Origin of the sequence: Pseudomonas sp. Irchel 3A18 (assembly GCF_900187465.1) — a bacterium.
In the GTDB taxonomy this organism is placed as follows: domain Bacteria; phylum Pseudomonadota; class Gammaproteobacteria; order Pseudomonadales; family Pseudomonadaceae; genus Aquipseudomonas; species Aquipseudomonas cichorii.
The window spans coordinates 218,612-241,298 of sequence record NZ_FYDI01000005.1 but is presented as its reverse complement, the minus strand read 5'-3'; the positions used below and the strand labels follow the sequence as shown (position 1 = coordinate 241,298).

17 protein-coding genes and 1 pseudogene are annotated in these 22,687 nt (G+C 56.9%); 4 read left to right on the top strand and 14 right to left on the bottom strand.

Annotation, left to right across the window (positions count from 1 at the left end; genetic code table 11):
- The first annotated feature begins 97 nt into the window (after positions 1-97).
- Both CKW23_RS11990 and CKW23_RS11985 read left to right on the top strand, forming a co-directional pair.
- Positions 98-3,835, top strand: coding sequence for a hypothetical protein (locus CKW23_RS11990; protein ID WP_095067616.1), 3,738 nt, complete (start codon positions 98-100; stop codon positions 3,833-3,835).
- Positions 3,836-4,003: 168 nt separating this feature from the next.
- A pseudogene (locus CKW23_RS11985) lies at positions 4,004-4,455 on the top strand (IS5/IS1182 family transposase); the annotation flags it as partial.
- 5 nt (positions 4,456-4,460) lie between these two features.
- Here CKW23_RS11985 and CKW23_RS11980 read toward each other — a convergent pair.
- The 4 genes from CKW23_RS11980 to CKW23_RS11965 are packed head-to-tail and all read right to left on the bottom strand — an operon-like array spanning position 4,461 to position 8,002.
- Positions 4,461-5,297: a sugar phosphate isomerase/epimerase gene (locus CKW23_RS11980; protein WP_095067615.1), complete on the bottom strand. Its 837-nt coding sequence runs from the start codon at positions 5,295-5,297 to the stop codon at positions 4,461-4,463.
- Between the two features lies 1 nt (position 5,298).
- On the bottom strand, positions 5,299-6,531 hold the full coding sequence (locus CKW23_RS11975; RefSeq protein WP_095067614.1) for an NAD(P)/FAD-dependent oxidoreductase: 1,233 nt from the start codon (positions 6,529-6,531) through the stop codon (positions 5,299-5,301).
- Positions 6,532-6,545: 14 nt separating this feature from the next.
- Positions 6,546-6,866 (bottom strand): MocE family 2Fe-2S type ferredoxin, encoded by a 321-nt coding sequence (locus CKW23_RS11970; protein WP_095067613.1) that lies wholly within the window; start codon positions 6,864-6,866, stop codon positions 6,546-6,548.
- A 38-nt stretch (positions 6,867-6,904) separates the two neighbouring features.
- A complete protein-coding gene (locus tag CKW23_RS11965; protein ID WP_095067612.1) occupies positions 6,905-8,002 on the bottom strand; it encodes a fatty acid desaturase family protein in 1,098 nt (365 codons plus the stop codon).
- 178 nt (positions 8,003-8,180) lie between these two features.
- Between CKW23_RS11965 and CKW23_RS11960 the strand changes: the two genes are divergently transcribed.
- Entirely contained in the window at positions 8,181-9,239 is a 1,059-nt protein-coding gene (locus CKW23_RS11960; RefSeq protein ID WP_095067611.1) for a LacI family DNA-binding transcriptional regulator, read from the top strand.
- A gap of 309 nt (positions 9,240-9,548) precedes the next feature.
- Here CKW23_RS11960 and CKW23_RS11955 read toward each other — a convergent pair whose 3' ends face one another.
- The 8 genes from CKW23_RS11955 to CKW23_RS11920 all read right to left on the bottom strand — a co-directional run bounded on the left by CKW23_RS11955 (position 9,549) and on the right by CKW23_RS11920 (position 16,358).
- The gene (locus CKW23_RS11955; protein ID WP_159918421.1) at positions 9,549-10,130 is read right to left on the bottom strand and encodes an AAA family ATPase; all 582 of its coding nucleotides are present in this window, start codon (positions 10,128-10,130) and stop codon (positions 9,549-9,551) included.
- Position 10,131: 1 nt separating this feature from the next.
- Positions 10,132-11,358 carry a B12-binding domain-containing radical SAM protein gene (locus CKW23_RS11950; protein WP_095067609.1) on the bottom strand — a complete coding sequence of 409 codons (1,227 nt, stop codon included), beginning with the start codon at positions 11,356-11,358 and terminating at the stop codon, positions 10,132-10,134.
- Positions 11,355-11,594, bottom strand: a complete 240-nt coding sequence (locus tag CKW23_RS11945) for a phosphoribosylglycinamide formyltransferase (protein WP_177434635.1) — start codon at positions 11,592-11,594, stop codon at positions 11,355-11,357. The genes CKW23_RS11950 and CKW23_RS11945 overlap by 4 nt, the downstream gene beginning before the upstream one ends.
- A 96-nt stretch (positions 11,595-11,690) precedes the next feature.
- Positions 11,691-13,895, bottom strand: coding sequence for an ankyrin repeat domain-containing protein (locus CKW23_RS11940; protein ID WP_095067608.1), 2,205 nt, complete (start codon positions 13,893-13,895; stop codon positions 11,691-11,693).
- A 277-nt stretch (positions 13,896-14,172) separates the two neighbouring features.
- Entirely contained in the window at positions 14,173-14,457 is a 285-nt protein-coding gene (locus CKW23_RS11935) for a hypothetical protein (RefSeq protein ID WP_095067607.1), read from the bottom strand.
- A 150-nt stretch (positions 14,458-14,607) separates the two neighbouring features.
- Positions 14,608-14,820, bottom strand: coding sequence for a DUF6124 family protein (locus tag CKW23_RS11930; RefSeq protein ID WP_095067606.1), 213 nt, complete (start codon positions 14,818-14,820; stop codon positions 14,608-14,610).
- A 366-nt stretch (positions 14,821-15,186) separates the two neighbouring features.
- Positions 15,187-15,561 (bottom strand): hypothetical protein, encoded by a 375-nt coding sequence (locus tag CKW23_RS11925; protein WP_095067605.1) that lies wholly within the window; start codon positions 15,559-15,561, stop codon positions 15,187-15,189.
- A gap of 17 nt (positions 15,562-15,578) precedes the next feature.
- Positions 15,579-16,358, bottom strand: coding sequence for a nickel uptake transporter family protein (locus tag CKW23_RS11920; protein WP_025259789.1), 780 nt, complete (start codon positions 16,356-16,358; stop codon positions 15,579-15,581).
- 314 nt (positions 16,359-16,672) lie between these two features.
- Here CKW23_RS11920 and CKW23_RS11915 point away from each other — a divergent pair, with 314 nt between their 5' ends.
- Positions 16,673-18,229: a sensor domain-containing diguanylate cyclase gene (locus CKW23_RS11915; protein ID WP_025259790.1), complete on the top strand. Its 1,557-nt coding sequence runs from the start codon at positions 16,673-16,675 to the stop codon at positions 18,227-18,229.
- A gap of 50 nt (positions 18,230-18,279) precedes the next feature.
- Here the strand turns inward: CKW23_RS11915 and CKW23_RS11910 are convergent, their stop codons facing one another.
- Positions 18,280-21,396, bottom strand: coding sequence for an efflux RND transporter permease subunit (locus CKW23_RS11910; RefSeq protein WP_038399812.1), 3,117 nt, complete (start codon positions 21,394-21,396; stop codon positions 18,280-18,282).
- Between the two features lie 33 nt (positions 21,397-21,429).
- Positions 21,430-22,590: a MexC family multidrug efflux RND transporter periplasmic adaptor subunit gene (locus tag CKW23_RS11905; protein ID WP_095067604.1), complete on the bottom strand. Its 1,161-nt coding sequence runs from the start codon at positions 22,588-22,590 to the stop codon at positions 21,430-21,432.
- Positions 22,591-22,687 lie beyond the last annotated feature (97 nt).

Sequence of the window (22,687 nt, the reverse complement as noted above, 5' to 3'; positions counted from 1 at the left end):
GCACTACAGGTGTAGGACTCGCACCGTGTTATGAGTCTCTGCCTGCCTGTATAGTGCGCGAAACTGCCCCCTGTTACGGCCTCTTCAAGGAAGATCCATGCTGGATATCACTGGCGATCATGTCGCCGCACTTAACGACACTGACCTCAGGGCGTTGGTTGGTCTTTTGTGTGAAGCCGAATTGGATCTGACAGGGCATTCAACTGCAGCGGTGACATGGGGAGGCTCCCAGACAGCCCCCGATGGCGGGATCGATGTGCGGGTTGAGTTACCTGTTGGTGCGCTCGTCGATGGCTTTATCCCTTCGGTCTCGACAGGTTTTCAGGTCAAGAAGCCTGATATGCCAAAAGGTGAAATCATCACCGAAATGCGGCCCAAAGGTGTCATCCGTGAATCCATTGTCAAGTTGGCGGCTGTGGGCGGTGCTTACATTATTGTGAGCAGTAGCGGCTCGACAGCCGATAGTGCTCTTACCGAGCGCAATGACGCTATGCGTGATGCGCTTTCCGGTGTGGCGAATGCCGATCAGCTCACAACGTTGTTTTATGATCGAGGCCAGCTCGCTACTTGGGTGCGTAGGCATCCTGCGCTGATAGTCTGGGTTAAGGAGCGAATCGGTCAGGCGGTTTCTGGCTGGCATCCCTTTGGTTCATGGAGCGCCAGCGATCGGGACGTGAAAGAGGAGTATTTGCTTGATGACGAACCCAGGGTGACGATTAACGACCCTGAGGGTGCTTCGGCTTTGTCGGTCATGGAGGCGATCGCGAGGCTTCGGACTGCCTTGGGTACGCCGCGCAAGGTTTTGCGGATGGTGGGTCTTTCAGGGGTAGGCAAGACCCGCTTGCTGCAGGCGCTATTCGATAAGCGGGTCGGGCAGGATGCTCTTCCAGCATCGCGTGTGTTCTATACCAACTTCTCGAATCATCCTGATCCACATCCACTGCGGGTGATATCGGACTTGATCGCCCGTCGCCGTTCGGCAGTGGTTATTGTCGATAACTGCCCGCAGGATGTGCACCGTGGCCTATCCGCCCTTTGCCAGGCCCCAAATGGTCTAGTCAGTATCATCACGGTCGAATATGACGTGCGTGATGATCAGCCCGAGCATACTCAGGTCATCAAGCTGGGGCCTGCGTCATACCATCTGACGGCACAGTTGGTACGGCTTCGCTGCCATAACATCAGGCAACAGGGCGCCGCGACCATCGCGCAGGCTTCCGGCGGCAATGCAAGGATTGCACTGGCCCTTGCGAGCACCTTTAAGTCGTCCGAGCATATTGCCGGGATTTCCGATGATGAGCTTTTTCAGAGGCTGTTCGTGCAGAAACACCAGCCTGACGTAGCGTTGTTTCGCGCCGCCCAGGCGCTTTCAATAGTCTACTCGTTTCAGTGGGAGTCATTGGCTGGGGAGGAGTCCGAAATCCCTTTACTGGCTGAGCTGGTCGGGCAATCCGCTCAAGAAATTTACCGGCATGCCCAAGAGTTGCTAAGGCGCGATCTGATTCAGAAACGAGGCAAATGGATGGCGGTGTTGCCCCATGCTCTGGCCAATCGGCTGGCGTTAGGTCTGCTCCGGGATACTTCAGCGCCAATTCTTGAGCAGCAAATGAGTCGTTTCAGTGCGCGGATGCTTGTATCGCTCTCCACACGATTTTCGTTTCTTCACGCAGATGCTCAGGCGCTCGGAATCATCAAGCGCTGGTTAGGTACGGGCGGTTACCTTGCAGACCTGACAGCGTCAACGGACGAGCAGCTAGCAATGTTTCTCAATGTTGCGCCACTGATGCCTTCACTGGCCATACGTGTGCTTGAGCGAGGCGATTATTCGCCCCGCATCTTGGGGCGATATGCCGCCTCTATTCACCGGCTGGCCTGTTGTGACGGGCTTTTTGAGCGCGCTTTCGATTTGCTGAAAAACGTTGCGGTGGACTCTTCTGATGCTGAGGTGGCAAAAAACGCTGCAGAGCTTGCTGCTTCGTTATTTTTCATGGGCCGAGGAGAAGTGTCTGTCCCTTGTGCGGGAAGGCTGCTGGTCGTCGAGCCCCTACTGATGTCTCAGGTGGTTGAATTCCGGACTCTGGGGTTTAAATGTCTGGATGCCATGTTGGGTAGCGTAGGCCCTAGCACAACTGCTGCTATGAATTTCGAGGCATCATCCGTGAGCGAGGGGTTTGTCCCTCTGAGTGAAAAGGATCGTCAGGGCTGGCTGGACTCAGTGTTGGGATTCATATGCCAGTGCGCAGAAAACGAGGTGTTGAAGGCGGGATTGCAGGATTGTTTCGTTTTTGCGTTGCGCCGGCTATGTGGTCGGGAGCAATTGCTAGACACACTATTTTCATCCGTGAAAGTACTGCTTTCAGGGCGCTTTCATCGTGACGCTTGGGTCGCCGGCGAGCGGGCTCTGTTGAATGATGGAGAAAGCTTCAGCACAGCTCATCGAAAAAAACTGCGAGCGCTCATCGATGAAATGGGGCCGGTTACGCTGGAAGATCGGCTGCTTGCGATTGCTGGCGACGAGTCGATTGAGTTTTTTTGCGTTATGAAAGATGCCGGGCGTGGGCCTGATCCCTTGCAGGTCGGCGCTGATTTGGCAATGCATAGCTCTGCATTTACTCGCCTATCTTCAATGTTGTTCAGCGGTGGTCTGAGCACTTGGCAAGTCGGTGAGGGTATTGCAGGGGCTTCTACGGATTTACCCGCGACATGGAGCGCGCTTGTCGAGAGTTTCAAGCTCGCGCCGGTGGCACCTGTCAGCGTTCGACTGCTGAAAGGCTTTTTGCATAAGGTAGAGCTTAACGACAAATCGCTTGTTCAGGATCTACTGGACGGTGCTCTCCATGAACCGGCGTTACTGCCATTCATAGCGCAACTGCAAAACGCCAACAGTTTTGATGAACGTGAGTTTCAGCGGATTATGACTGGGCTTGCAACGCACGGCATTCCGGTATCGAACCTAGCGCATCTAGCGCATTCACCGGTTGTTCTATCTATGTGGGCGGCAGATTTGAGTCGTCTGTTGCTGGCGCTCATCAAACAACCCGATAGCTTTCTTTTGGCGATGCAAATTCTCTCCTTGCGCGTCAATTTTGATTTAGGGAATGACAGGCAAGTTGACCCGTTGCTGCTGGAAGCCGGTCGCACGGTTCTCGACCACAGCCAGTTCGTGAGCAATGCAGACTACAGCGATGCGCCGTTAAGCAGGTTGATCAAGCTCTGCCTGTCGCAACCGGAGCATGCCAGTACCGCCAGGGTTGTGTTCGAGCGCTTGAAGTGTGCTGTCATGCACAAAATCGTTCATCCACTTGCTTACAGGCAGACAATAAGCGCCCTGATAACAGCGTACCCACACGTCACTCTGGATGTTTTGTTTGAAGGGGGAGCAAGTGGGCGTGATGAACACGCCTCAATACTGTATGTCTTCGATGAGGCCGAAAACACTCCGACTGACGGGTTTGCTACTGATGATGTCATTGATTGGTGTCAGCACGAGCCTGTTTCTCGATATCCCTTTGCAGCCCTGATCGTTCCGTTATTTCAGTATTCTGCCCTCAGTCAGCCAGAGTCATGGACGCCGCTCGCGTTGAGAGTTTTGAATCGTGCACCCGACCAGATCGCAGTGTTAAAAGCGTACGGGTTACGTTTAGGGCCACGTGGTCTGTTCTTGCGTGATGAATTGATGGAAACGTACGCATGCCTACTTGGCAAACTTTCACTCCAAGTGAAACCCGAAAGCCACTCAACGATCCGCACGTTGCAGTTGCATTTACAGCAATCTGCGCAAGACCAGCGAGATGAGGAGGAGCAGTATCGTGAGTCTGAGGAGGGATTCGAATAACCTGATGTAGGGTCGTACACCTATACCCAAATGCGCCAGATCCATCGACCTGGCTCATCCAGCCCTTACCACTGCAGGTTTGTCGCGACTCAGCATACGGGCACCAACCAGCTCCAGAACCAGCACGAGCACAAGTGCGACATAGGCGACCATCAGCAGTGGCGCATGATGACCGACTCCACCGAAGTGCGCACAACTCGGGCCTCATCAGGTGCTGGCAAAAAAGGAAGTCTGAAGAACCCGAAGATCATGCGTGAAGGCATAGTCGCGGAGGTTTGACGACCAAAATCTACATGCTTTGCGATGCAAGCGGTATACCGCTCTACTTCGAGCTGTCGGTTGGTCAGCCAGCGATATTGCTTATGCTCATCTACTGCTTGATCAAGTTTAAATACTGAGTCGCTGTGGTCGCCCTCGTAGACAACGAAAGCAAAAAAACGCGCTTCCCCGGCTGTTCGATAAGCCCAAAATACATACAGCGCAACATCATTGGACGCATGTTTGGCTGGCTCAAAGAGAGCAGAAGGGGTGGGACACGTTATGACAAGCTGGCGAAAAGTTTTGAAACAATGACATCACTCGCCTGCGCCATGAGATGTTTGCGACTTTACTTTTCGTAAAGAGCCTAAGCCGCCAGGCACTCCTGCCAGAGTTCACCGACCAGGCGTTTGAGCAACAGCGCTTCGGCCCAGCGGTCGGTGATGTCGCGTCCGTCTGCGCCGGTGATGGCGTAGGGCGGCGGACCCAGTTCGCAGGTGAAGGACAGGCTGCCTGTTTCGTTGACCGGGCGGCTCAGCCAGTCCTCCATGCCGTAGCGCCAGAGCTTGAGGAAGTAGTCCAGCCAAGGCTGATGCTGGGCGAAGGTGATGGGAATCTGCACCTGTTCACTGCTGGCAACCCGGCCATGAAACCCCCAACTGTGACGCAGGATGGTCTGCAAGTGTTCTTCATCTTCCGGGGCAGGCGGTACGGGCAGTTCCCGACCCACCACGTAATGGGACAGGTCGGCCAGAAGTTTGAGATCCGGCATTTCGGCGAGGATATCCAGGGTGAACAGCAAGTCGCTGGTGATGCGATAGCGATGGGTTTCCACCAGAATCGGGAAGTCTGCCTGTTCGGCCAGCCGCTGCCAGCCTTCGAGCAGGTCGATGGCCTGGCGCAAGGTGCGTGGCTGTACATCCGCTTGCAAGGTGAGGTGATGGCAACCATAAGGTGAAATCACATCGATTGCCCTGGCCACATCGTCCACGGTTCGCGGGAACAACTGGCCTTCGATCTGCAAACCCTGAGCCCTGGCTGCCGATGACAGGCGCTGGACATGCTCGGCTACCCAGAAGTGATCGGTCACTCCGTCGAATCCGGCTTCCGCTATTTTCTCCAGTTGTGCCTCCAGAGAGAGGTCGCACCGGCCTCTGTGATCGAGCATTGCCCAGAGCGACTGGAAGATCAGGAATTCACGCATGTCAGCTCCTCAGCAGTTGCTTGAGCGGGGTATCGGGATTGGCCAGTTGTCCGGCATCCAGACGAATCCGGCTGCCGATCAGTCGTTCGCAGATCTTGATGTCTTTGGCAACGCTATTGCCCGGTCCCCAGCCACAGGCTCCTGTCAGGCATTGGTGCTGATCGAGATAGAACAGCACGAAGCCACCTGTCGATATCAGGCGCGTGGCATCGGGCCGGGCATTTGAAACCTGGCCGATGGTCTGCAGTCCCCAGTCGTACTGATCGGACCAGAAGCCGGGCGTGTCCTGAAAGGGCAGTTCGCGGCCCAGCAGATTCAAGGCCGCATGCCGTCCCTGTGCTTCGGCATTGCGCCAGGTTTCCTGACGCTGGAAGTCGCCATCGGGATGCAAGCGAAACTCGCAGACATCCCCCGCGGCATAGATATCCGGGGCGCTGGTGCGCAGCGTGTCATCGACACGAATGCCCTGGCCGACTTCAAGGCCGGCAGATCTGGCCAGTTCGATATTGGGTTGCATGCCGATGCCGACGACCAGCAGATCGCAGGCAAGCTGTTCGCCGCTGACCAATTGCACGGCTTCGGCACGGGTCTCGCCTTGCAGGGCTTCAATGCTGACGTTCAGACGGACGTCCACACCGTTGCGCACATGCAGTTCCAGCAGGGCAGCGGACAGTCGCTCCGGCAGCACACGTCCCGCCAGACGCGGACCGGCTTCCAGCAATGTCACCTGACAATTGAGTGCGCGTGCAGTGGCCGCGACTTCCAGACCAATGAGTCCGCCGCCGATGACCACCAGGCGGGTTCCGGGTTTGAGTGCGGACCTCAAGGCAATGGCTTCGTCATGGGTGCGCAGGTAAAGCACATTGGCAAGCCGGGCCGGTAAGTTGGGCAGCAGCCGTGCCCGGCCACCGGTGGCGATCAGAAGACGGGCATACTCCAGCCATTGTCCGTCGGCCAGTTGCAGGCGGTGACTGGCCGGGTCCAGCGCCGTTACCGGATTGCCCGCCAGATGCTCGATATCCAGCTCGGCCAGCCGTGGCGGATCACAGAGGCTGCAAGCTGCAAGATCCATGCTGCCCTTGAGCAATTCCTTGGACAGCGGCGGGCGCTCGTAAGGCAGGTGGCGCTCATCACCGATCAGCACCAGACGCCCGTTGTATCCCTCGGCCCGCAAGGTCAGGGCCGCACGACCACCGGCATGACCGGCACCTATTATCACCAGTGGAGCAGACATGACGGACGCTCCTTTCACTGGCCGAGGTCAAGCAGGACACGTCCCGCTTCGACCCTGACCTGATAGGTCTTGAGGTTGATGCAGACCGGAGCCCCGAGCGCCTTCCCGGAGCGGTAGTCGAAGCGTCCGTTGTGTTTGGGGCATTCGATCACATGATCCATCACCAGACCGTCGGCCAGGTGAATGGCTTCGTGGGAACACAGCCCGTCGGTGGCAAAGAACTCACTGTCGGCAGAGCGGTAAACGGCGTAGGTACGCTGGGCGTGGTCGAAGCGAATGACATCTTCTTCATCTATATCGTCCACGGCGCATACATCGATCCATTGTTCGGTCATGGCAATCTCTCTTGTTATTTTTGAACGGCTGGAATCCTTCAGGACTCGGCAAGCACCTGTTCGGTGGCTGGCGGTTGCGGGCGCAAGGGGCGACGAACGAAGTAGGTCGGGTCCTTGCGCTGCTTCAGGACCGTGGGAATGATCTCTTTGAAGGCCTCGAACAGAGAGCGATAGGGCGGCGGGCAGTCGTCGATTATTTCGGCATGAAGTTGGGAAAGTGCGTGATAAGGCACCATCGGGAACATATGGTGTTCCAGGTGATAGTTCATATCCATGTATAGGAAGCGAAGAACCGGATTCATATAGATGGTTCGGCAGTTAGTTCGATGATCCAGCGTATCTTCAGCCAGCCCTACATGTTGTGTAATACCAAAAATATAGGAGAGCCAGCCGCCATAAATGGACGGAAGACCGATAAACATCAAGGGCAGCCAACTGTGCAGATAGAGCGCGGACATGATGACCAGCGCATAGATCACCAGCCAGATGCGGGCTGTACGAAAGACCTTGGGCAGTTCGGACTCGGGGATGAAATCCCGTTCCTCGTCACTCGCCCGGCCCTGAGCGTGACGCAGGACGGCACGCAGGGTATCCAGCGCACGGGGCAGGCTGCACAGGTTCAGAAACATCTTCAACAGACTGGGCGGACGCGGTTCGACGATTTCCGGGTCCCGGCCGACAATGATGGTGTCGGTGTGGTGCCGGGCATGACTCCAGCGCCAGACATGGGGTTCGAACAGGCACATGAAACTGGAGACATGATAAAGGGCATCGTTCATCCAGCGGGTCTTGAAGGCCGTGCCATGCCCGGTTTCATGCCAGCGGGCATTGGAGGCGGAGCCATACAGCACGCCATAGACAATGAAGAACGGTACGCAGGCCCAGCTACCCCAGAACCAGTAACCGCCCAGGCCGGACAACCCCAGCGTCAGGAACCACAGCGCGGTATCGCGCAAGGCAGGGCCATCGCGGCGTTGCATCAACTCTTTCATGCGCTTGCGAGAAACAGGGCATTGATACCAGGTGGCCGATACCAGGCCTTTCTCTGCAGCAAGTGCTGCTTCGGGGCCGGTCAATCGATAATCCCGACGCCGGTATTGCAAGTCCTGCTCAAAGGCCGAATCGTGTTCAGGCATTTTATTATTCTCCGCAAGTATGTCTATTGTTGGAACTTGCCGCGATATGTGCTGGACAGCATCGCTGGAGAAAAGAGTAGGCAGTTGCAATAAGTCACTCAATCCCTTGAATACATTCTCTATCAAGCTATCATCCAGAGCCTGAGTGGCATGATAGTTTTCTATCAAGGGATCAACGATGAATAACAAGAAACGTCCTACCATTGCCACCGTGGCCGAGCGCGCCGGATTGAGTGTTGCCACCGTGGACCGGGTGCTCAACGACAGGGCTCCGGTCAGCCCGCAAACCGCCGAGCAGGTGCTGCAGGCAGCCGAGGCCGTCGGTTATTTCGCGGCCCGGCTGATCGGCCAGCGGCTGCGCGAGCGTCGTCCTCACTACCGTTTCGGCATTCTGCTGCTGGGCACCGCCCAGGAGTTCTACGCCAACCTTGCTGCTGCCATTAATGATGCCGCCCGGGCCTGGACCGATGCCAATATCAGCTGCCACTTCGAATACATCACCGACCGTACCCCGGCAGTGATTGCCGGACAGATCGAACAACTTGCAGTGAAATATGACGGACTGGGCGTCGTCAGTTTCGCTCATCCGCTGATCAACCAGACCATCATGCAGATACGCGCCGCCGGGGTGCCGATAGTGGCTCTGCTGTCGGACTTCCACGAGACCCCGCAAGGGCCTTATGTCGGCCAGGACAACCATGCATTCGGGCGCACCATGGGCTGGCTGGTCGCTCATATCTCGGGTGCCCGCGAAGGATGCGTCGGGGTGCTGATGGGCGGCCATCGCTTTCTCGGGCATCAGGCCCGCGTCGACGGCCTGCGCAGCTACCTCACGCAACACGCACCGCACCTGCGCCTGCTGGAGCCGCTGGTGAACATGGATAACGACGACATCACCGAAGAAGCCACCCTCGACCTGCTGGCCCGCCATGACGACCTGCGCGGACTGTGCGTAGTGGGCGGGGGCGGCGACGGAATCATCAAGGCACTGGCCCAGTTACCCGAACGGCCGCCGATCTGCAGCATCCTGCTGGAGTCGACGTCCAGCTCGCATCGGGCGCTTGAGCAGGGCGTAGTGAGTCTGGTGATCGATTCGCAACCACTGCTAATCGGCACTTCCCTGATCCGGCTGCTGGTCGAGTTGCAGGCAGCGCCAGTCTTTGATCCAAAGCGGCATTGTGTGCATGTGCCTTTGCAGATCGTGACGAGTGAGAATAGTGGGGCTTTGGGCTGTTGAGGTATGGCCGATGCTTTTGGCTTTTGGAGGGGCATCCCTGCGCCTTGCTGAATTTCATTACTACTTTCCCTGTGTTTGTAGCCGTGCAATAGCCCTGGATTCTTCAGATGTTTAGGGTAGGCAGTTTAGGGCGGTGGGTTTCCTGGGCCAATGTTTGCTGAATATTGTTGTTGGACAAGGGGGGCTTTGGGGGGCTGTGAGTTGCGATTGGCAGAAATCGGCCAAAAGCGGACACTAACGTCCACGCTCAAGGGCGTTTGAGGTGAGGGCTGCCTTTACGGTAGAAAAATTGGGCTGTGGTTAAGGAGTTTATTTAGGCCCACCAGATAAGCCGAGCGTCAGCTGCCTAATCCTCTGCTCCAATTCGATTGCCAAGGCTTCCGCAGTAAAGTGAGCGACATCAACTGAAATGTCTGCATGCGACATTAGTTCATCAAGTACGCACTTACGAAAGCCGGGATTAAACGTTTCCATATCCTCTAGCGTTGCGCCACGTGCATGGAGGCGTTGTTGGCGGTCAGGCTCGTCGAGCAGAAGCAATATCGTTATGTCCGGCTTGACTAGGCTTTGGCCCAAAAGCTCCAGCTCGGCTGATACACCGCGAGCTTTTGCATAGGCCAGTGTCGAGGCCCAGTAGCGATCCATAAACACCCACTCGCCACGTTCAACCAGGCTGCGTGCATGCCTTCCTTCGCTGGAAACGCTGGCTGCATAGAACAGCGCCTTGGCAAGTTCATCATGGGCAAAAGCCTCCAGAATGGCTTTGCGGCTACTTCGCAATGCGGGTCCAGGGGTACTCATTGCGTGGCCCGAGAAGCGCTCGGCCAGCCTGTTCAGAATCGTAGATTTTCCCACGCCGTCGAGGCCCTCAATAGCAACAAATCCAGCCATTTCAGTTCTCCTCCAGCAGCTTGGCAATACGAGCCATTTCGGCATACTCCGTTTCAGAGAAGCTATTGCTGGCGACTACGATGGGAATAGCCTGGTCATCGCTTTCCTTGAATCCATAGAGCTGTTTCTGCTCGTATAGCGGCGTCCCCCTGAGCAGCATCAGTGGCCAGGCCCTTACACGAGGCACCCGTCGCTGCACACACCAATCAACACTGCTACGGAAGCTGTCCAGTGTTTGGTTGGGCAAGCCGTAAATCAGTGAAACCTCAAAGTCTATTTGCCGTTCATGTAACTGACGAATCCGGCTGCAGACGATATCCAGATGATTGGGCCTTTTGATCGCCCTGTACTCGGCCTCTACTGTGGTCTGCAGTCCGAACTCTAAAGTGACATTGAGCCCCTCAAGCGCATCCAGAAAGTCCGGGGTGCAGGTCTCGAAGCGGCATTGCAAAGAAAGGTGGGCAGTTACACCCGCCGCTTTAGCGCTGTTGAGTATCTGAATGGCACGCTTGGCATCATTGTGAAAAATCGGATCCAGTACCGAGATGCGCTGTACCTTCGCAGCAGCAAACATCGCGAGCTCTTTCTCCAGCCGATGGCCATCAAACCATTGATGTTTGAGACGTATGCCTGGCTCGCGGTGCTGGCAGAACGAGCACTTGAACGGGCAGCCGCGCTGAGTTTCCCAACGAATGCTGCTCTGCAACTCAGCTGTTTCCAGCAGATACGGTGAGGGGAGGGTCAGCAGATCGTGATCTGCTTTGCGGCCCAGATCTGGTGTGCCGGCGATATGGATGCCACAGTCATCGGGTGAGGTACCGCAGGCCAGTGCAACCATGGCCATCTCGCCCTGGCCTCGAACGAAATACCTTACTAGCGGATATGTGCGTTCCAATTGGCCCTTGGCCATATAAGAGATTTGCGGCCCACCAAGGACAACCTCTGCTCCGGTATTCTGAATCGAATGAGTCAAGGCGCGAACCTTGTCGTCGTTCCAGACAAAGGTGCCGAAGCCAACCAAGCAACCAGGGCCGGTCTGTGTGATGGCTTGCTGCAAACGAGCCTGTACCTGCTCCAGTGAGAAAGAAGGGCTGTTCACTTGTGCGTCGATAATCTGAAATGACACACCGGCTGCGCGCAAAGCCGCAGCGATAGAGGCGATACCTAATCCGGTTTTGCCGTCCTGCGGCCGACGCCAATCCAATGAAACCAAGATTACCGGCCTCATGGCGTCAGCTCCTGACCGGTGTGCCGGTATCGCTCGGCGTGACCACGTAAGCGTTGCTTTACATCACGGCGGAAGTTCTGGAATGCGCGGCAATCTCCGGGCGTGCTAGGCACGATAACCATGCCGCAGCCATTGGGTGGAAAGAGCTTGTAGTGCCGTCCTTTTGCATAGCTCCAGTCAAGTTGAAGCAGATCCAATACGAGTTTGTTGATGTCCTTGTTCTTACTGAAATACATGGTGGTTCCTCTGTTGCGTGGCTTGGCGCGCACGATGCAACAGAGGCTCAGATCAGGCCCGACAGCCAGCCGAAAGAAAAATCGAAAAATGTATCGTCAGTTTGTTGCGCGCTCAGGCAGCAGCGTCAGCAGGTACTCGATCACGCTGTGCCGCTTGTAGCTGACTGCGACCCAAAGCGCATTCTTCTCATCCCTAGGGCTGTCCTCGTCCAGTGAAAGCCAAGGGTTCCCACCAGCCTCGATCATGGCTTTGAGTACATCAAGATCACCCAACTGCGCTGCAAATAACGTAGGCGTCCAGAGATCGCGATGGCCGTTGAAGTCTGGGTAGCGCCGATTTGGATCTGCGTTCTTATCCAGCAATGCCATGACCACCTCACGACGCTCATCGGGGGGGCGGCTGTAATGCTGCTTTACAGCCTCGAAAATCAGCTTCTTTTGCGGGTTAGCGAGCATCGCATACACATCGAGGCGTTGAGCCGATAGTTCACAATCCAGAATGGCACCGTTCTTGGCATCGAAAGAATCGGCTGGAACGCGCCCTTCAAGGTAGGCTTTAAGCTGCGCAGGATCATTCAAATGGATGCTGTCATGGAGCAGTGCCATGGCATAAACCAGAGCACTAGGTGAGTTGAAACAGGGCTGTTCGATATCGGCTTTAAGATCAATGAGTCGCTCAACAATCTTCGCATCAGCCATATTCATGGCGATCTGCAATGGCGTTTCCCGCTTGCTGGACGCTGGCCGGTTGGCCATTTCTGGAGCGATATCCAAGGTCAGCAGATACTGCAGTATTTCCGGGTCCTTGCGGTCATAGGCTCGACGCAGCGCCATGATCAGGGCGTTCTCGCCTGATTCCGGGATAAAAACATTTGGATCTCCGCCTGCCAAAACAAGCTTTTTGACATCCCCAAGCGTCCCCAGCAGAACTGCATCCATCAGGGGTGTATAGCGGACGCGTCCATCGGACTGGGCGCGCTTTTGGTTTGGACTTGCAAGGTCTTTGGGTGACAGGACAAACGGTCCCACTACATAACGCATCGCTGGTGGAATGCGCTTCGCAGCCGTCTGTGGTGCAAACAGTCGTTCGAACTCAAAGGAGATTAGGCGCATTGCCTGTTCATCCAGCTCTCGTTTGGGTGGGTTGTTCAAACCCAGCAAAAAACATTTGTCCCAGTAGCGGTTTGCTTGAATCTGATCACCCATGCCAACGGCATAGCACAATGCTTCGTGGATGAGTGGATGCTGGTTAGACCCGGCCCGCCACCAGGCTGCATGGCATGCTGTTGCGTAGAGCTTTAGTGCATTGTCCTTCTCACCAAGATTTGCGGCCAACCTTGCCGAGAACCAGCACCAGAGGTACTCGTGGGCCACATGGATCTCAGGTGTGCTGCGTTGACAGAGCGAGCGTAGCCAGTCAAGGCGATCGCAAATGGCGTTTTGGTTGCCCACGGGATTGGCAAACAAACTTTGGATCTCGTTGAGCACGGGGGCTACCTGGTCGCGCACAGGCAGGCTATGCCGGTCTGCTGCCTCATGCTTCATTAAGGCGATGAGCTGCTCCTCTGTCCTAAGAGGCTGCTGACCTTGCTTAAAAAAATCGTGTTTGATGGCATCGCGCGTCTCGGCTTGCAATGACTGTATTGCGACCACCATGGTCAGCCAGCCTGTTAGACGCTCGATCTGAAGGCGGGGCAATTTGCAATCGCCAACGAGTGCCGTAACCGTATCGCGGTAAGGCCACAAGCCTTTACCGATAGCGTTACCCTGCTGCCAGCGTTCCAGCGTGCGCTCATCCAGATCCAAATGATTGGCAAGACGCTCTAGCAATTGTTGTGCAGAAAGTGAGCATTGTTGCTGTGCGACGATAAGCCAGGTGTCAAAGGGTGAATCCCACCACTGCCGCACATCTAGCAACGGTAACTCCTGATGTACGCGACGAACAAAGCCTGAGATTTCGGGGATCACAAGCATCCTCAAGATGGCAGACCTCGCACCATCCTGAATCATCCCGGTAGTATCTGCCTTTCGAGCTAGTGAGCGCAGCAGGTTGCTGTGCCTATTCCAGGCTGACTCGACCAAATTGCTCCAGTCCGCCCCAGCATCGTCCCGAATGGCCCGTAGCCATTGAGCTTGGCAGTTCTCCAATAAGTCGAAGTTGCCAGCCGGACGTTCTTCGAGGGCTAGGTGATCGATATCCCGGCCTAATCCTTTGCTTTCCAGGCAGGGGCGGTAACCGGTAGCGGTTAGCAATGTCCTAAAGAGATTACTAGGGGTAGGCAAAACCACCAAATCATTCATTTCGCATCCTTGCTACACATTGTTTACGAAGCCTGGCGCCAACAATGTACCAAATAGATGCTACTAGAGAACCCTGAACAGACGAGCTTCTCAAGCTGCTGGTGCTATCAAGTGATCTGTCTGCTTTTGGCCGCTAGCTGCCCTCCGCCGAGGGCGGTATCCACTCGAAATGTTTCAACCAACTCCCAGCGGATACCGTGCGGTGCCTCTATTTAAAGAACTTCAAGCATATGAACCCGGTCTTGATTTTCAGTTGTTGAATGAGGTCGATGTTTTCCTAGCCGCCGACTTTCTTGATGACGCCTATGCCACAGAAATGTTGCTCGCGGTTGAGGATCGGAAGAATGCCTGCCTGGGGCTTGCTCCAGAAACCTTGGGTCAAGGTATAGGTGGCGCCGTCCTCGGGCGTAAAGGAGAACGGTATCTTGCAAGCGCTGCCTCCTGCGGTCTGCCAATAGGTCAGGATCAGCTCCTTGTTCACGGCGACCCGAGACTCGATGTAGTCGCCGTCAGTGGGCAGGATGGTGTAACCCGCATAGCATCCATTGTCGCTGAATGTCATGGCATCCAGTCTCGCGCCATTTCCAGTCTTTGCTCTCTTGCCCCAGCCTTGCCAGGCATTGTTTCGATGTCTTCAAGCTTTGCTGTACGGACCGGAAAAGGACCGGATAAGCAAAGCACCACCCAATCCGGTCCCACAGTCACTAAAGCTTCAACGCGGCTCCACCCGCTCCAACGATCGATCCAGTTCAGTCCTGGCCATGCCGATCAGATGCACGACTGAAAAAGCCAGATCACGTTTCGGTCCATTGAGGCTGTCGCCGGATTCGTAGGCGGTGGCGGCTGCGCAGCGCAGCAGTTCGGAGATGTGCAGCAGGGATTCTTCGAGCGATGGAGCAGGTGGGGCGGGTGTTAGTTTTTTCATGGTAAGTATTCCTTATGGGGCCACCTTTCACTCGCTGCTAAACGAATGAGGGTGGCGGCTTTGTCGCGGGTTAGCAGACCGGGAATACTCACCAAAAACCGGCGCACCCGAAGGTGCCCCACGCAAAGCCGCCATAAGCAGTACCTTGCATGGTGAGTAATTAACGCAGGCTGCTAAACCCGATCACTGATGAGCAGTGACCGGCACAGCCTAGAGAGCCAAAAACACCGATGCAAGGGGATGGGATTTTCTAGGAAACTTCGTGCGGATGATAGGGAAAGGTCCGTAAGAAATGCCCTGCAAGCAGGGCATTTTCGTTAGTTTAAGTAACACCGAGGCCGGTCCTGAATGCCATATTCAACCCCGTCACGGAATCCTGAACCGCGCACTGACCTTGGTCTTGCCATCCGCCAGGGTCAGCAGGGCGCTGATCCGTGAACCCGACTGGTAACTCACGCCCTTGCTTTGCAGTTGATTGCCGCTGAGCGCGACGATGTCGGTTTTTACCCGTTTATGGCGGGTGGTGATGGTGAGTACCCCGGTGACGTTTTCGGCACTGATCGGCTGGTCGTGATCGGTCAGGTACAGGTCCACGGTATCGCCGTTGGTGACTATTTCGATGGCGACCAGCCCGGCATCCTCGATCAGGCCGCCGTGCTGTGGCTGAGGAACGCCATGGGCATTGGCCTGGTTCATGAACAGGGCACAGGCAACTAGCAGGCAATGGAAAACAGCTTTCATTGACAGGTTCCCCTCAATTACTTCTTGTTCAGACGAGCGATTTCCGACGCTGGCAGCGTTGATTCTGCGCGGGGCAGAGGTGCCAGACCGCTCGCCTTGTGGAACGAGAGCGACGAGCTGTAGGCCAGGATGTCGTATTTTTCCTTGTTGCCATCAAGGCCGACACGTTCTCCACCCGCCGAGCGGTCGCGGTATTCGATACCCAGCACATAGGTGCCTTTCCAGGGCAGCTTGAAGCTGACCTTGCCTTCGCCATCGGTATTGGCCAGCCGCACCCAGCCGGAGCCCGAAGACAGGGTCACGGGAACATTGCCCAACGGGTCTTGCAGGTGAAAGACCTGGAACTCCACTTCATCGCCCTTTACGACGCCTGTCGGTACGATATCCAGGTCCAGCTCTGGCTCGCGGGCACGAAAGTCGCTGACCCAGCGGGTGGCTGGCGTCCAGTAGGCGCTGACGGTCTTGCCTTCGTCCTTGACCTGAAAGATCGGGTACTGCTTGTCGAAGGCCAGCCATGAATCATTCTTGCCGGGCTTCTGAGCAACCGAAAAGTGGTCGCGCTCGAGTTTCATTTTCAGCGGAGTCGTTCCTGATGCGCTTGTCCACTGAGCTTCCAGGGCCTTGAAGCGATCCATGCCGCCAGGAGTGACCTCCAGCATATTGTTGTCATATTCGCCGTAGTAGAACGTCATGCTGCGGTCCGGGGCTTGCTCGAACCAGATCTGGTGAGCCTGTACTGAGGGGGCTGCAAGCAGGATTGCCGAAGCGGTAAGCAAGGTGCTCAGGGTTTTCTTCATGACGGTTTCATATCCATTGGGCCAAGCCGGCCAGAATACCCAGCGAAAGCTTCTGTGTCAGGCTTGTGCGAGCTTCTTCAGAGCTAAGGTCATGATCTGGCCGTTAATTTTTTTCGTATGAGCCCCAAAGCTTTTTCCGTTCAGGGCCGGAACACGTCTACTGTTTCAATACGGAATATGGACAAGGGAAGCGAGCAAATCTTGGAAATGATGGCAAAAGAATGGTACAGGGTTGGTGCACATCATGAGTGCGCAGGTTCAATGATGAATCCGTGTACGTCGAACATGTTTTCAACCTGCCTTGGAGGCTGCCTTTGAAGAGTGATCTTCGTCTTGCCTCATTGCTGATTTTTGTTGTGTGCCTGTGCGTCGTGTTACTGACGGTATGGCAGATAGTGACGGTGCGCCAGAATACGCTGGTGAGTATCGAAACCAATACCGTCAACCTCACCAGTGCCCTGAGCAACTACACCGAGGGCATGTTCAGGCAGAGTGAGCTGATGCTGGTCGGCCTTATCGAAAGGGTCGAGAAAGAGGGCGTGGGTGAAAAGCAGATCGAACGCCTGAGGTCGGTGGTTGCCCTGGAAATGGCTACACTGAAACCCTTGAACAGCGTGGTGCTGTATGACGCGGACGGCAGTGGGGTATTCCTGAGTAACCGGCATATTCCGAGGATGGGGGGGGAAGATCGAGAGTTCTTCATGTACCACAAGGAAAATCGCGACCGTGGAGTGTTCATCGGGCCTGCCTTTCGCAGCCGAGTCACCAATGCCTGGCTGGTTTCGATCAGTCGGCGGATCGATAATCCTGACTCGAGCTTTGGCGGGGTCATGCTGATCACCATCAGCATCGATCATTTGCTCAACTTCTATTCCAATATCGATGTCGGGCATACCGGGGTCATCAGCCTGAGTTCGTCTCAGGGACGGTTGCTGGTCAGGTATCCCTTCCGCGAGGCGGATATCAACCGCGACCTTTCCTCGGCACCGATTTTTGCCATTACCCGTAAAAATTTGTCCGGCACGGCCGAGTTCATTTCCAATGTGGACGGGGTTGATCGTCTCTACGCTTTCAAGAGAAGCGAGCATTACCCGTTGGTGACCACAGTTGCGGTTGGCCGGGAAGAGGCCATGCAAATCTGGTGGAACCAGGCCCGCCAGTCGATAGTGGTGGTGCTGGTGCTATTGGGGTTGCTGGTTGGATTGGGGATTCGCCTGATTGGCCATATCCACCGCCGCATACGGGCCGAAAGCGAGCTGCTGGTTTCCCAGGCCGCACTGATCGAACTGAACCAGAGCCTGGAACTTCTGGCTTCTCAGGACAAACTGACGGGCCTGGCCAACCGCAGGCGCTTCGATCAGTTTCTGGATATCGAATTCAAGCGGGCCAAGCGCGAGCGACGGGCCTTGTCGCTCATCCTTATCGATGTGGATTATTTCAAGCTCTATAACGACCATTACGGTCATCTGGCGGGTGACGAGTGCCTGAAGACCATCAGCCGGATCATCGAGCAATGCATCAGACGCCCCGGAGACATGGCGGCCCGCTATGGCGGTGAGGAGTTTGCGGTGGTCATTCCCGATACTGACGAGGCGGGTGCCCGCGCGGTCGCCGAGGCGATTCTGGAGCGCATCCGCACTCAATGCATCGAGCATATATCCAGCCCCTTCAACATCGTGACCATCAGCCTGGGTGTTGCAACGCTTGCGCAGCGCAATGAGCCGGTGAATCAGGAAGGGTTGATCGAACTGGCTGACCGGGCACTCTATTCGGCCAAGTCACAGGGCAAGAATCAGGTGAGCATGGCGTCGAAGTTCCTCCTCGACGCCAGCCCGGCCTGGTCACAGATCACGGCAAAAAATAATCCGTAGCGAATTCATTCGCGAATGAATTCGCTCCAGTACAGATTGCTGAGCTCTGCCTACTCCTGTTCGACTGGATGGGGCTTGCGACGCAATACCGACAGCACCCATACGAAGAAGATCGGTACCAGAATCACCCCCAGCAGTGTCGCGCTGAGCATGCCGCCGATCACGCCTGTACCGATGGCACGCTGGCTGGCAGCGCCAGCACCGGTGGCGATGGTCAACGGGACGACACCCAGGATAAAGGCCAGCGAGGTCATGACGATCGGGCGGAAGCGCAGGCGTGCTGCCTGGAGAGCCGAATCGCGCAGGGAATGCCCCTGTTCCCACAGTTCCTTGGCAAACTCGACGATCAGAATCGCGTTTTTCGCCGCCAGACCGATAATCGTGATCAGGCCAACCTTGAAGTACACATCGTTGGGCATGTCGACCGCGGTTACAGCCAGCACGGCTCCCAGGGCTCCGACCGGCACGATCAGCATGACCACCAGCGGAATCGCCCAGCTCTCATAAAGCGCAACCAGCAACAGGAACACGACCACCAGCGCCAGTGCGAACAACACCGTCGCCTGACCACTGGCCACTTTCTCCTGATAGGAGAGGCCGGTCCACTCGTAACCAATGCCCGGTGGCAGCTCGGAAACAATCCGCTCGATCTCGGCCATCGCCTCGCCGGTACTGACACCCGGTGGTGCATCGCCCGAAATCTTGAACGCCGGGTAGCCGTTGTAGCGGGCGATCTGCACCGGGCCTTCTTCCCAGTGAGTGGTGACGAACGCACCCAGCGGAACCAGTGTGCCGCTGCTGTTGGGAACATGGAGTTTCAGAACGCTTTCCGGTGTCATCCGCGAGTCCTGATCGGCCTGAACCACGACTCGTTGCTGTCTACCGGCGTTGGCAAAGTCACTGATGACCGAGGAACCAAATGCCGTGGACAGGGCATTGTTGATCGACTCGAAACTCACCCCCAGTGCGCGGGCTTTTTCCCGGTCGATACTCAGACGCAGTTGTGGCGCTTCGGCCAGGCCTTCCATCATGGCGTAGAGGATTTTCGGGTTGCCATTGGCCTTGCCCAGCAATTCATTACGTGCTGCCAGCAGTGCTTCGCGACCCAGACCGGCTCGGTCCTGCAAGCGCAATGCGAAGCCGCCCGAAGTGCCGAGGCCTTCGATAGGCGGTGGCGTGACCGCCATGACCGTACCGTCGCTCAGGCCGGCGAAATGCTGGTTGAACGCTGCCGCTTCGTCGGCGGCCGATTGCCCTTTGCCGCGCTCGGACCAGTCCTTCAGGGTCGGGAAAGCCAGACCGGCGTTTTCGCCCATGCCGGAGAAACTGAAACCCAGCAGCATCGTCACCGAGTCGGTGCTCTCGCGGGACATCAGGTACTTTTCCAGTAACTGTGCCGTTTCATCGGTCCGCGCACGGGTCGCACCGGGCGGCAGTTGCACGTCGACGATCAGGTAGCCCTGGTCTTCGACCGGCACGAAGGATTCCGGCAGGCGCAGATAAAAGAAGCCCAGCAGGCCGACGATGCCGACATACACCAGCATGTAGCGGCCCGCACGTTGCAGCATGCTCGAACTCAGTCGCTCGTAGCGGTGTGTCAGCTTTTCGAACAGGCGGTTGAAGCCGCCGAAGAAACCGCGTTTTTCGTGATGCCCGGCCGGAATAGGCTTGAGCAGGGTGGCGCACAGCGCGGGTGTGAACGTCAGGGCCAGGAAGCCCGAGAACAGGATCGACACCGCCAGCGACAGCGAGAACTGCTGGTAGATCACGCCGACCGAACCGCCCATGAAGGCCAGCGGCAGGAACACGGCAGCCAGCACCAGAGTGATGCCCAGAATCGCACCCGACACCTGACCCATCGCCTTGACCGTCGCGGCCGCCGGGGACAAGCCTTCTTCGGCCATGATCCGCTCGACGTTCTCCACCACCACAATGGCGTCGTCTACCAGGATACCGATGGCCAGGACCATGCCGAACATGGTCATCATGTTCACCGAGAAGCCCAGCAGGTACATGATCGCCAGCGTACCCGCCAGACAGACCGGCACCACGATGGTCGGGATCAGGGTATAGCGGATGTTCTGCAGGAACAGGAACATCACCAGAAACACCAGCACCATGGCTTCGATCAGGGTGTAGATCACCTTGTCGATGGCCACATCCACAAAGCGCGAGGTGTCATAGGGTACGGAGAACTCGACGTCGTCCGGGAAATTGACCGACAGCTCGGTCAGGCGTTGCTTGACGGCCTTTACCGTCTCGATGGCGTTGGCGCCCGGCGAGAGCTGGATGGCGGCTGCCACGGCACGCTTGCCGTTCAGGCGCGACTCGAAGTTGTAATCCTGGCTGCCCACGGCAAGGCGTGCGACATCGGCCAGATGCACGGTGGAGCCATCCTGATTGGCGCGCAGCACGATGCGCCCGAACTCTTCGGGATTATCCAGCGTGCCCTTGACCGCCAGGGTTGCGGTCAGCTCTTGCAGTGATGAGCCAGGCGTACTGCCGAAGCTGCCGGCAGGCACCTGAACGTTCTGGCCACGAATCGCCGTATTCACGTCATCGATGGACAGGCCGAAACCCACCAGTTTCTGTGGGTCGATCCACACGCGCATGGCCGCTTCTGCGGCAAAGAACTGCAGCTTGCCGACGCCGTTCACACGGCTGATTTCATTGTTGACGTTACGCGCCGCATAGTCGGCCAGGGCAACGGTGTCCTTGTTGGTCGAATCGCCCTTGTAGCTCAGGGCGAAAATCATCAGGAACCCGGAGCTGGCCTGTTCCACCTGCAAACCCTGGCTCAGCACCGGCTGCGGCAGGCGCGCTTCGGCTTTCTTGATGCGGTTCTGCACTTCGACCTGAGCCATGTCCGGGTTGGTCCCCGGATTGAAGGTCACGTTGATTTCGGCAGAACCGGTGGAGTTGCTGGTCGACTCGTAATACAGCATCCCCTTGGCGCCGTTGAGTTCGTCCTCGATGACGCTGGTGACCGAGTCCACCAACACCTTGGCGGAAGCGCCGGGGTAGGTGGCGGTGATGGTGATCTGCGGCGGCGCCACGACCGGGTATTGCGCCACCGGCAGCGACGGCAGCGCCATCAGGCCCGCCAGCAGGATGAACAAGGCAACGACCCACGCGAAGTTGGGGCGCTTGATAAAGAACAGTGACATAGAAAGTTATCCTTGATCGCGCTGAAGTCGGCCTTACTGAGCCTTGGCCTGCTGTTGAGCGGGTTGCGATTTGGGGACGACCTTGTCACCAGGATTGAGGCCGGTCATGTTGCCGACAATGATCTGCTCGCCCGCATTCAGGCCCTCGGTGATCTGCCAGCGCGAGCCCTGCATCGCACCGGTTTTCACCGGTCTGGACTCCACTGTCCCGTCCTTGCCGATGACCAGCACCTGAGCCGCGCCGTCGCTGGAGCGCTTGATGGCGCGCTGAGGAACAAGGATGGCGTTATCGTTCGTGCTCTGTGGTGTACGAACCCGCACATACATGCCCGGCAGCAGAATGCCGTCAGGGTTGGGGAAGCGGGCACGCAGGGAAACCTGTCCGGTGGTGGGGTCTACGGCGATATCGGTGAACAGCAGGGTGCCGCGGCTCTGGTAATCGGTGCCTTCGACACTCAGGGTCAAGGCGTCTTCACCGCCCTTGGGCAGGTTGCCGTTCTGGATGGCGGTACGCATGCGCAGGGCATCGGCCACCGGCTGGGTGAAGTCGGCATACACCGGGTCCAATTGCTGGATGGTCGCCATCAGTGTGGTTTCGCCCTGGCCAACCAGCGCACCTTCGGTGACGGTGGCGCGGCCGATACGACCGGAGATGGGCGCCTTGACCGTGGCATAACCCAGATCCAGCCGAGCCGTTTCGACGTCGGCCTGGGCCGAGCGCCTGGCAGCGCTGGCGTTCTGCAGTGCGGCTTTGGCGGTGTCGTAATCCTGCTGGCTGACCGCTTCGATTTTCACCAGGGGTTCATAGCGTTTGACGGTGGCCTGGGTTTCGTAAAGCGTTGCTTCGGTGCGCGCCAGCTCACCCTGTGCTTTGGAAAGGGCGGCCTTGAAAGGGGCAGGGTCGATCTGGAACAAGATATCGCCAGCCTTTACATCGGCGCCTTCCACGAAGTTGCGACTGAGTACGATACCCGCGACCCGGGCGCGTACCTGGGCGACCCTGACCGGCTCGATACGGCCGGGCAGCTCGTTGATCAGGGTGAAAGCCTCGGTCTTGACGGCAACAGAGTCGACCTCCCGTGGTGCGCCTGACGCTCCCCAGCCTTCCTGGGCCTTTTGATCACAACCTGCCAGACCCAGAGCTGCCAGCAGCATGACAACCGGAATAACACGCCATTCGCGCAACGTACTCATGCTTTCACCCGGGCAGCGCCCATTAATCGCTAAAGTTGCGAATGATCTGTTTTGTACTAATGTGAGTCAATATTGCCTCATGTGAATCTTTTGTGAG

What these genes read in the sequence shown, in the direction of transcription:
- CKW23_RS11925 (WP_095067605.1), bottom strand. Translation starts at nt 15,561, where the DNA reads ATGAAAGCTGTTTTCCATTGCCTGCTAGTTGCCTGTGCCCTGTTCATG.
- CKW23_RS11920 (WP_025259789.1), bottom strand. Translation starts at nt 16,358, where the DNA reads ATGAAGAAAACCCTGAGCACCTTGCTTACCGCTTCGGCAATCCTGCTT.
- CKW23_RS11955 (WP_159918421.1), bottom strand. Translation starts at nt 10,130, where the DNA reads ATGGCTGGATTTGTTGCTATTGAGGGCCTCGACGGCGTGGGAAAATCT.
- CKW23_RS11980 (WP_095067615.1), bottom strand. Translation starts at nt 5,297, where the DNA reads ATGCGTGAATTCCTGATCTTCCAGTCGCTCTGGGCAATGCTCGATCAC.
- CKW23_RS11945 (WP_177434635.1), bottom strand. Translation starts at nt 11,594, where the DNA reads ATGTATTTCAGTAAGAACAAGGACATCAACAAACTCGTATTGGATCTG.
- CKW23_RS11930 (WP_095067606.1), bottom strand. Translation starts at nt 14,820, where the DNA reads ATGAAAAAACTAACACCCGCCCCACCTGCTCCATCGCTCGAAGAATCC.
- CKW23_RS11950 (WP_095067609.1), bottom strand. Translation starts at nt 11,358, where the DNA reads ATGAGGCCGGTAATCTTGGTTTCATTGGATTGGCGTCGGCCGCAGGAC.
- CKW23_RS11960 (WP_095067611.1), top strand. Translation starts at nt 8,181, where the DNA reads ATGAATAACAAGAAACGTCCTACCATTGCCACCGTGGCCGAGCGCGCC.
- CKW23_RS11910 (WP_038399812.1), bottom strand. Translation starts at nt 21,396, where the DNA reads ATGTCACTGTTCTTTATCAAGCGCCCCAACTTCGCGTGGGTCGTTGCC.
- CKW23_RS11940 (WP_095067608.1), bottom strand. Translation starts at nt 13,895, where the DNA reads ATGAATGATTTGGTGGTTTTGCCTACCCCTAGTAATCTCTTTAGGACA.
- CKW23_RS11965 (WP_095067612.1), bottom strand. Translation starts at nt 8,002, where the DNA reads ATGCCTGAACACGATTCGGCCTTTGAGCAGGACTTGCAATACCGGCGT.
- CKW23_RS11990 (WP_095067616.1), top strand. Translation starts at nt 98, where the DNA reads ATGCTGGATATCACTGGCGATCATGTCGCCGCACTTAACGACACTGAC.
- CKW23_RS11905 (WP_095067604.1), bottom strand. Translation starts at nt 22,590, where the DNA reads ATGAGTACGTTGCGCGAATGGCGTGTTATTCCGGTTGTCATGCTGCTG.
- CKW23_RS11975 (WP_095067614.1), bottom strand. Translation starts at nt 6,531, where the DNA reads ATGTCTGCTCCACTGGTGATAATAGGTGCCGGTCATGCCGGTGGTCGT.
- CKW23_RS11970 (WP_095067613.1), bottom strand. Translation starts at nt 6,866, where the DNA reads ATGACCGAACAATGGATCGATGTATGCGCCGTGGACGATATAGATGAA.
- CKW23_RS11935 (WP_095067607.1), bottom strand. Translation starts at nt 14,457, where the DNA reads ATGACATTCAGCGACAATGGATGCTATGCGGGTTACACCATCCTGCCC.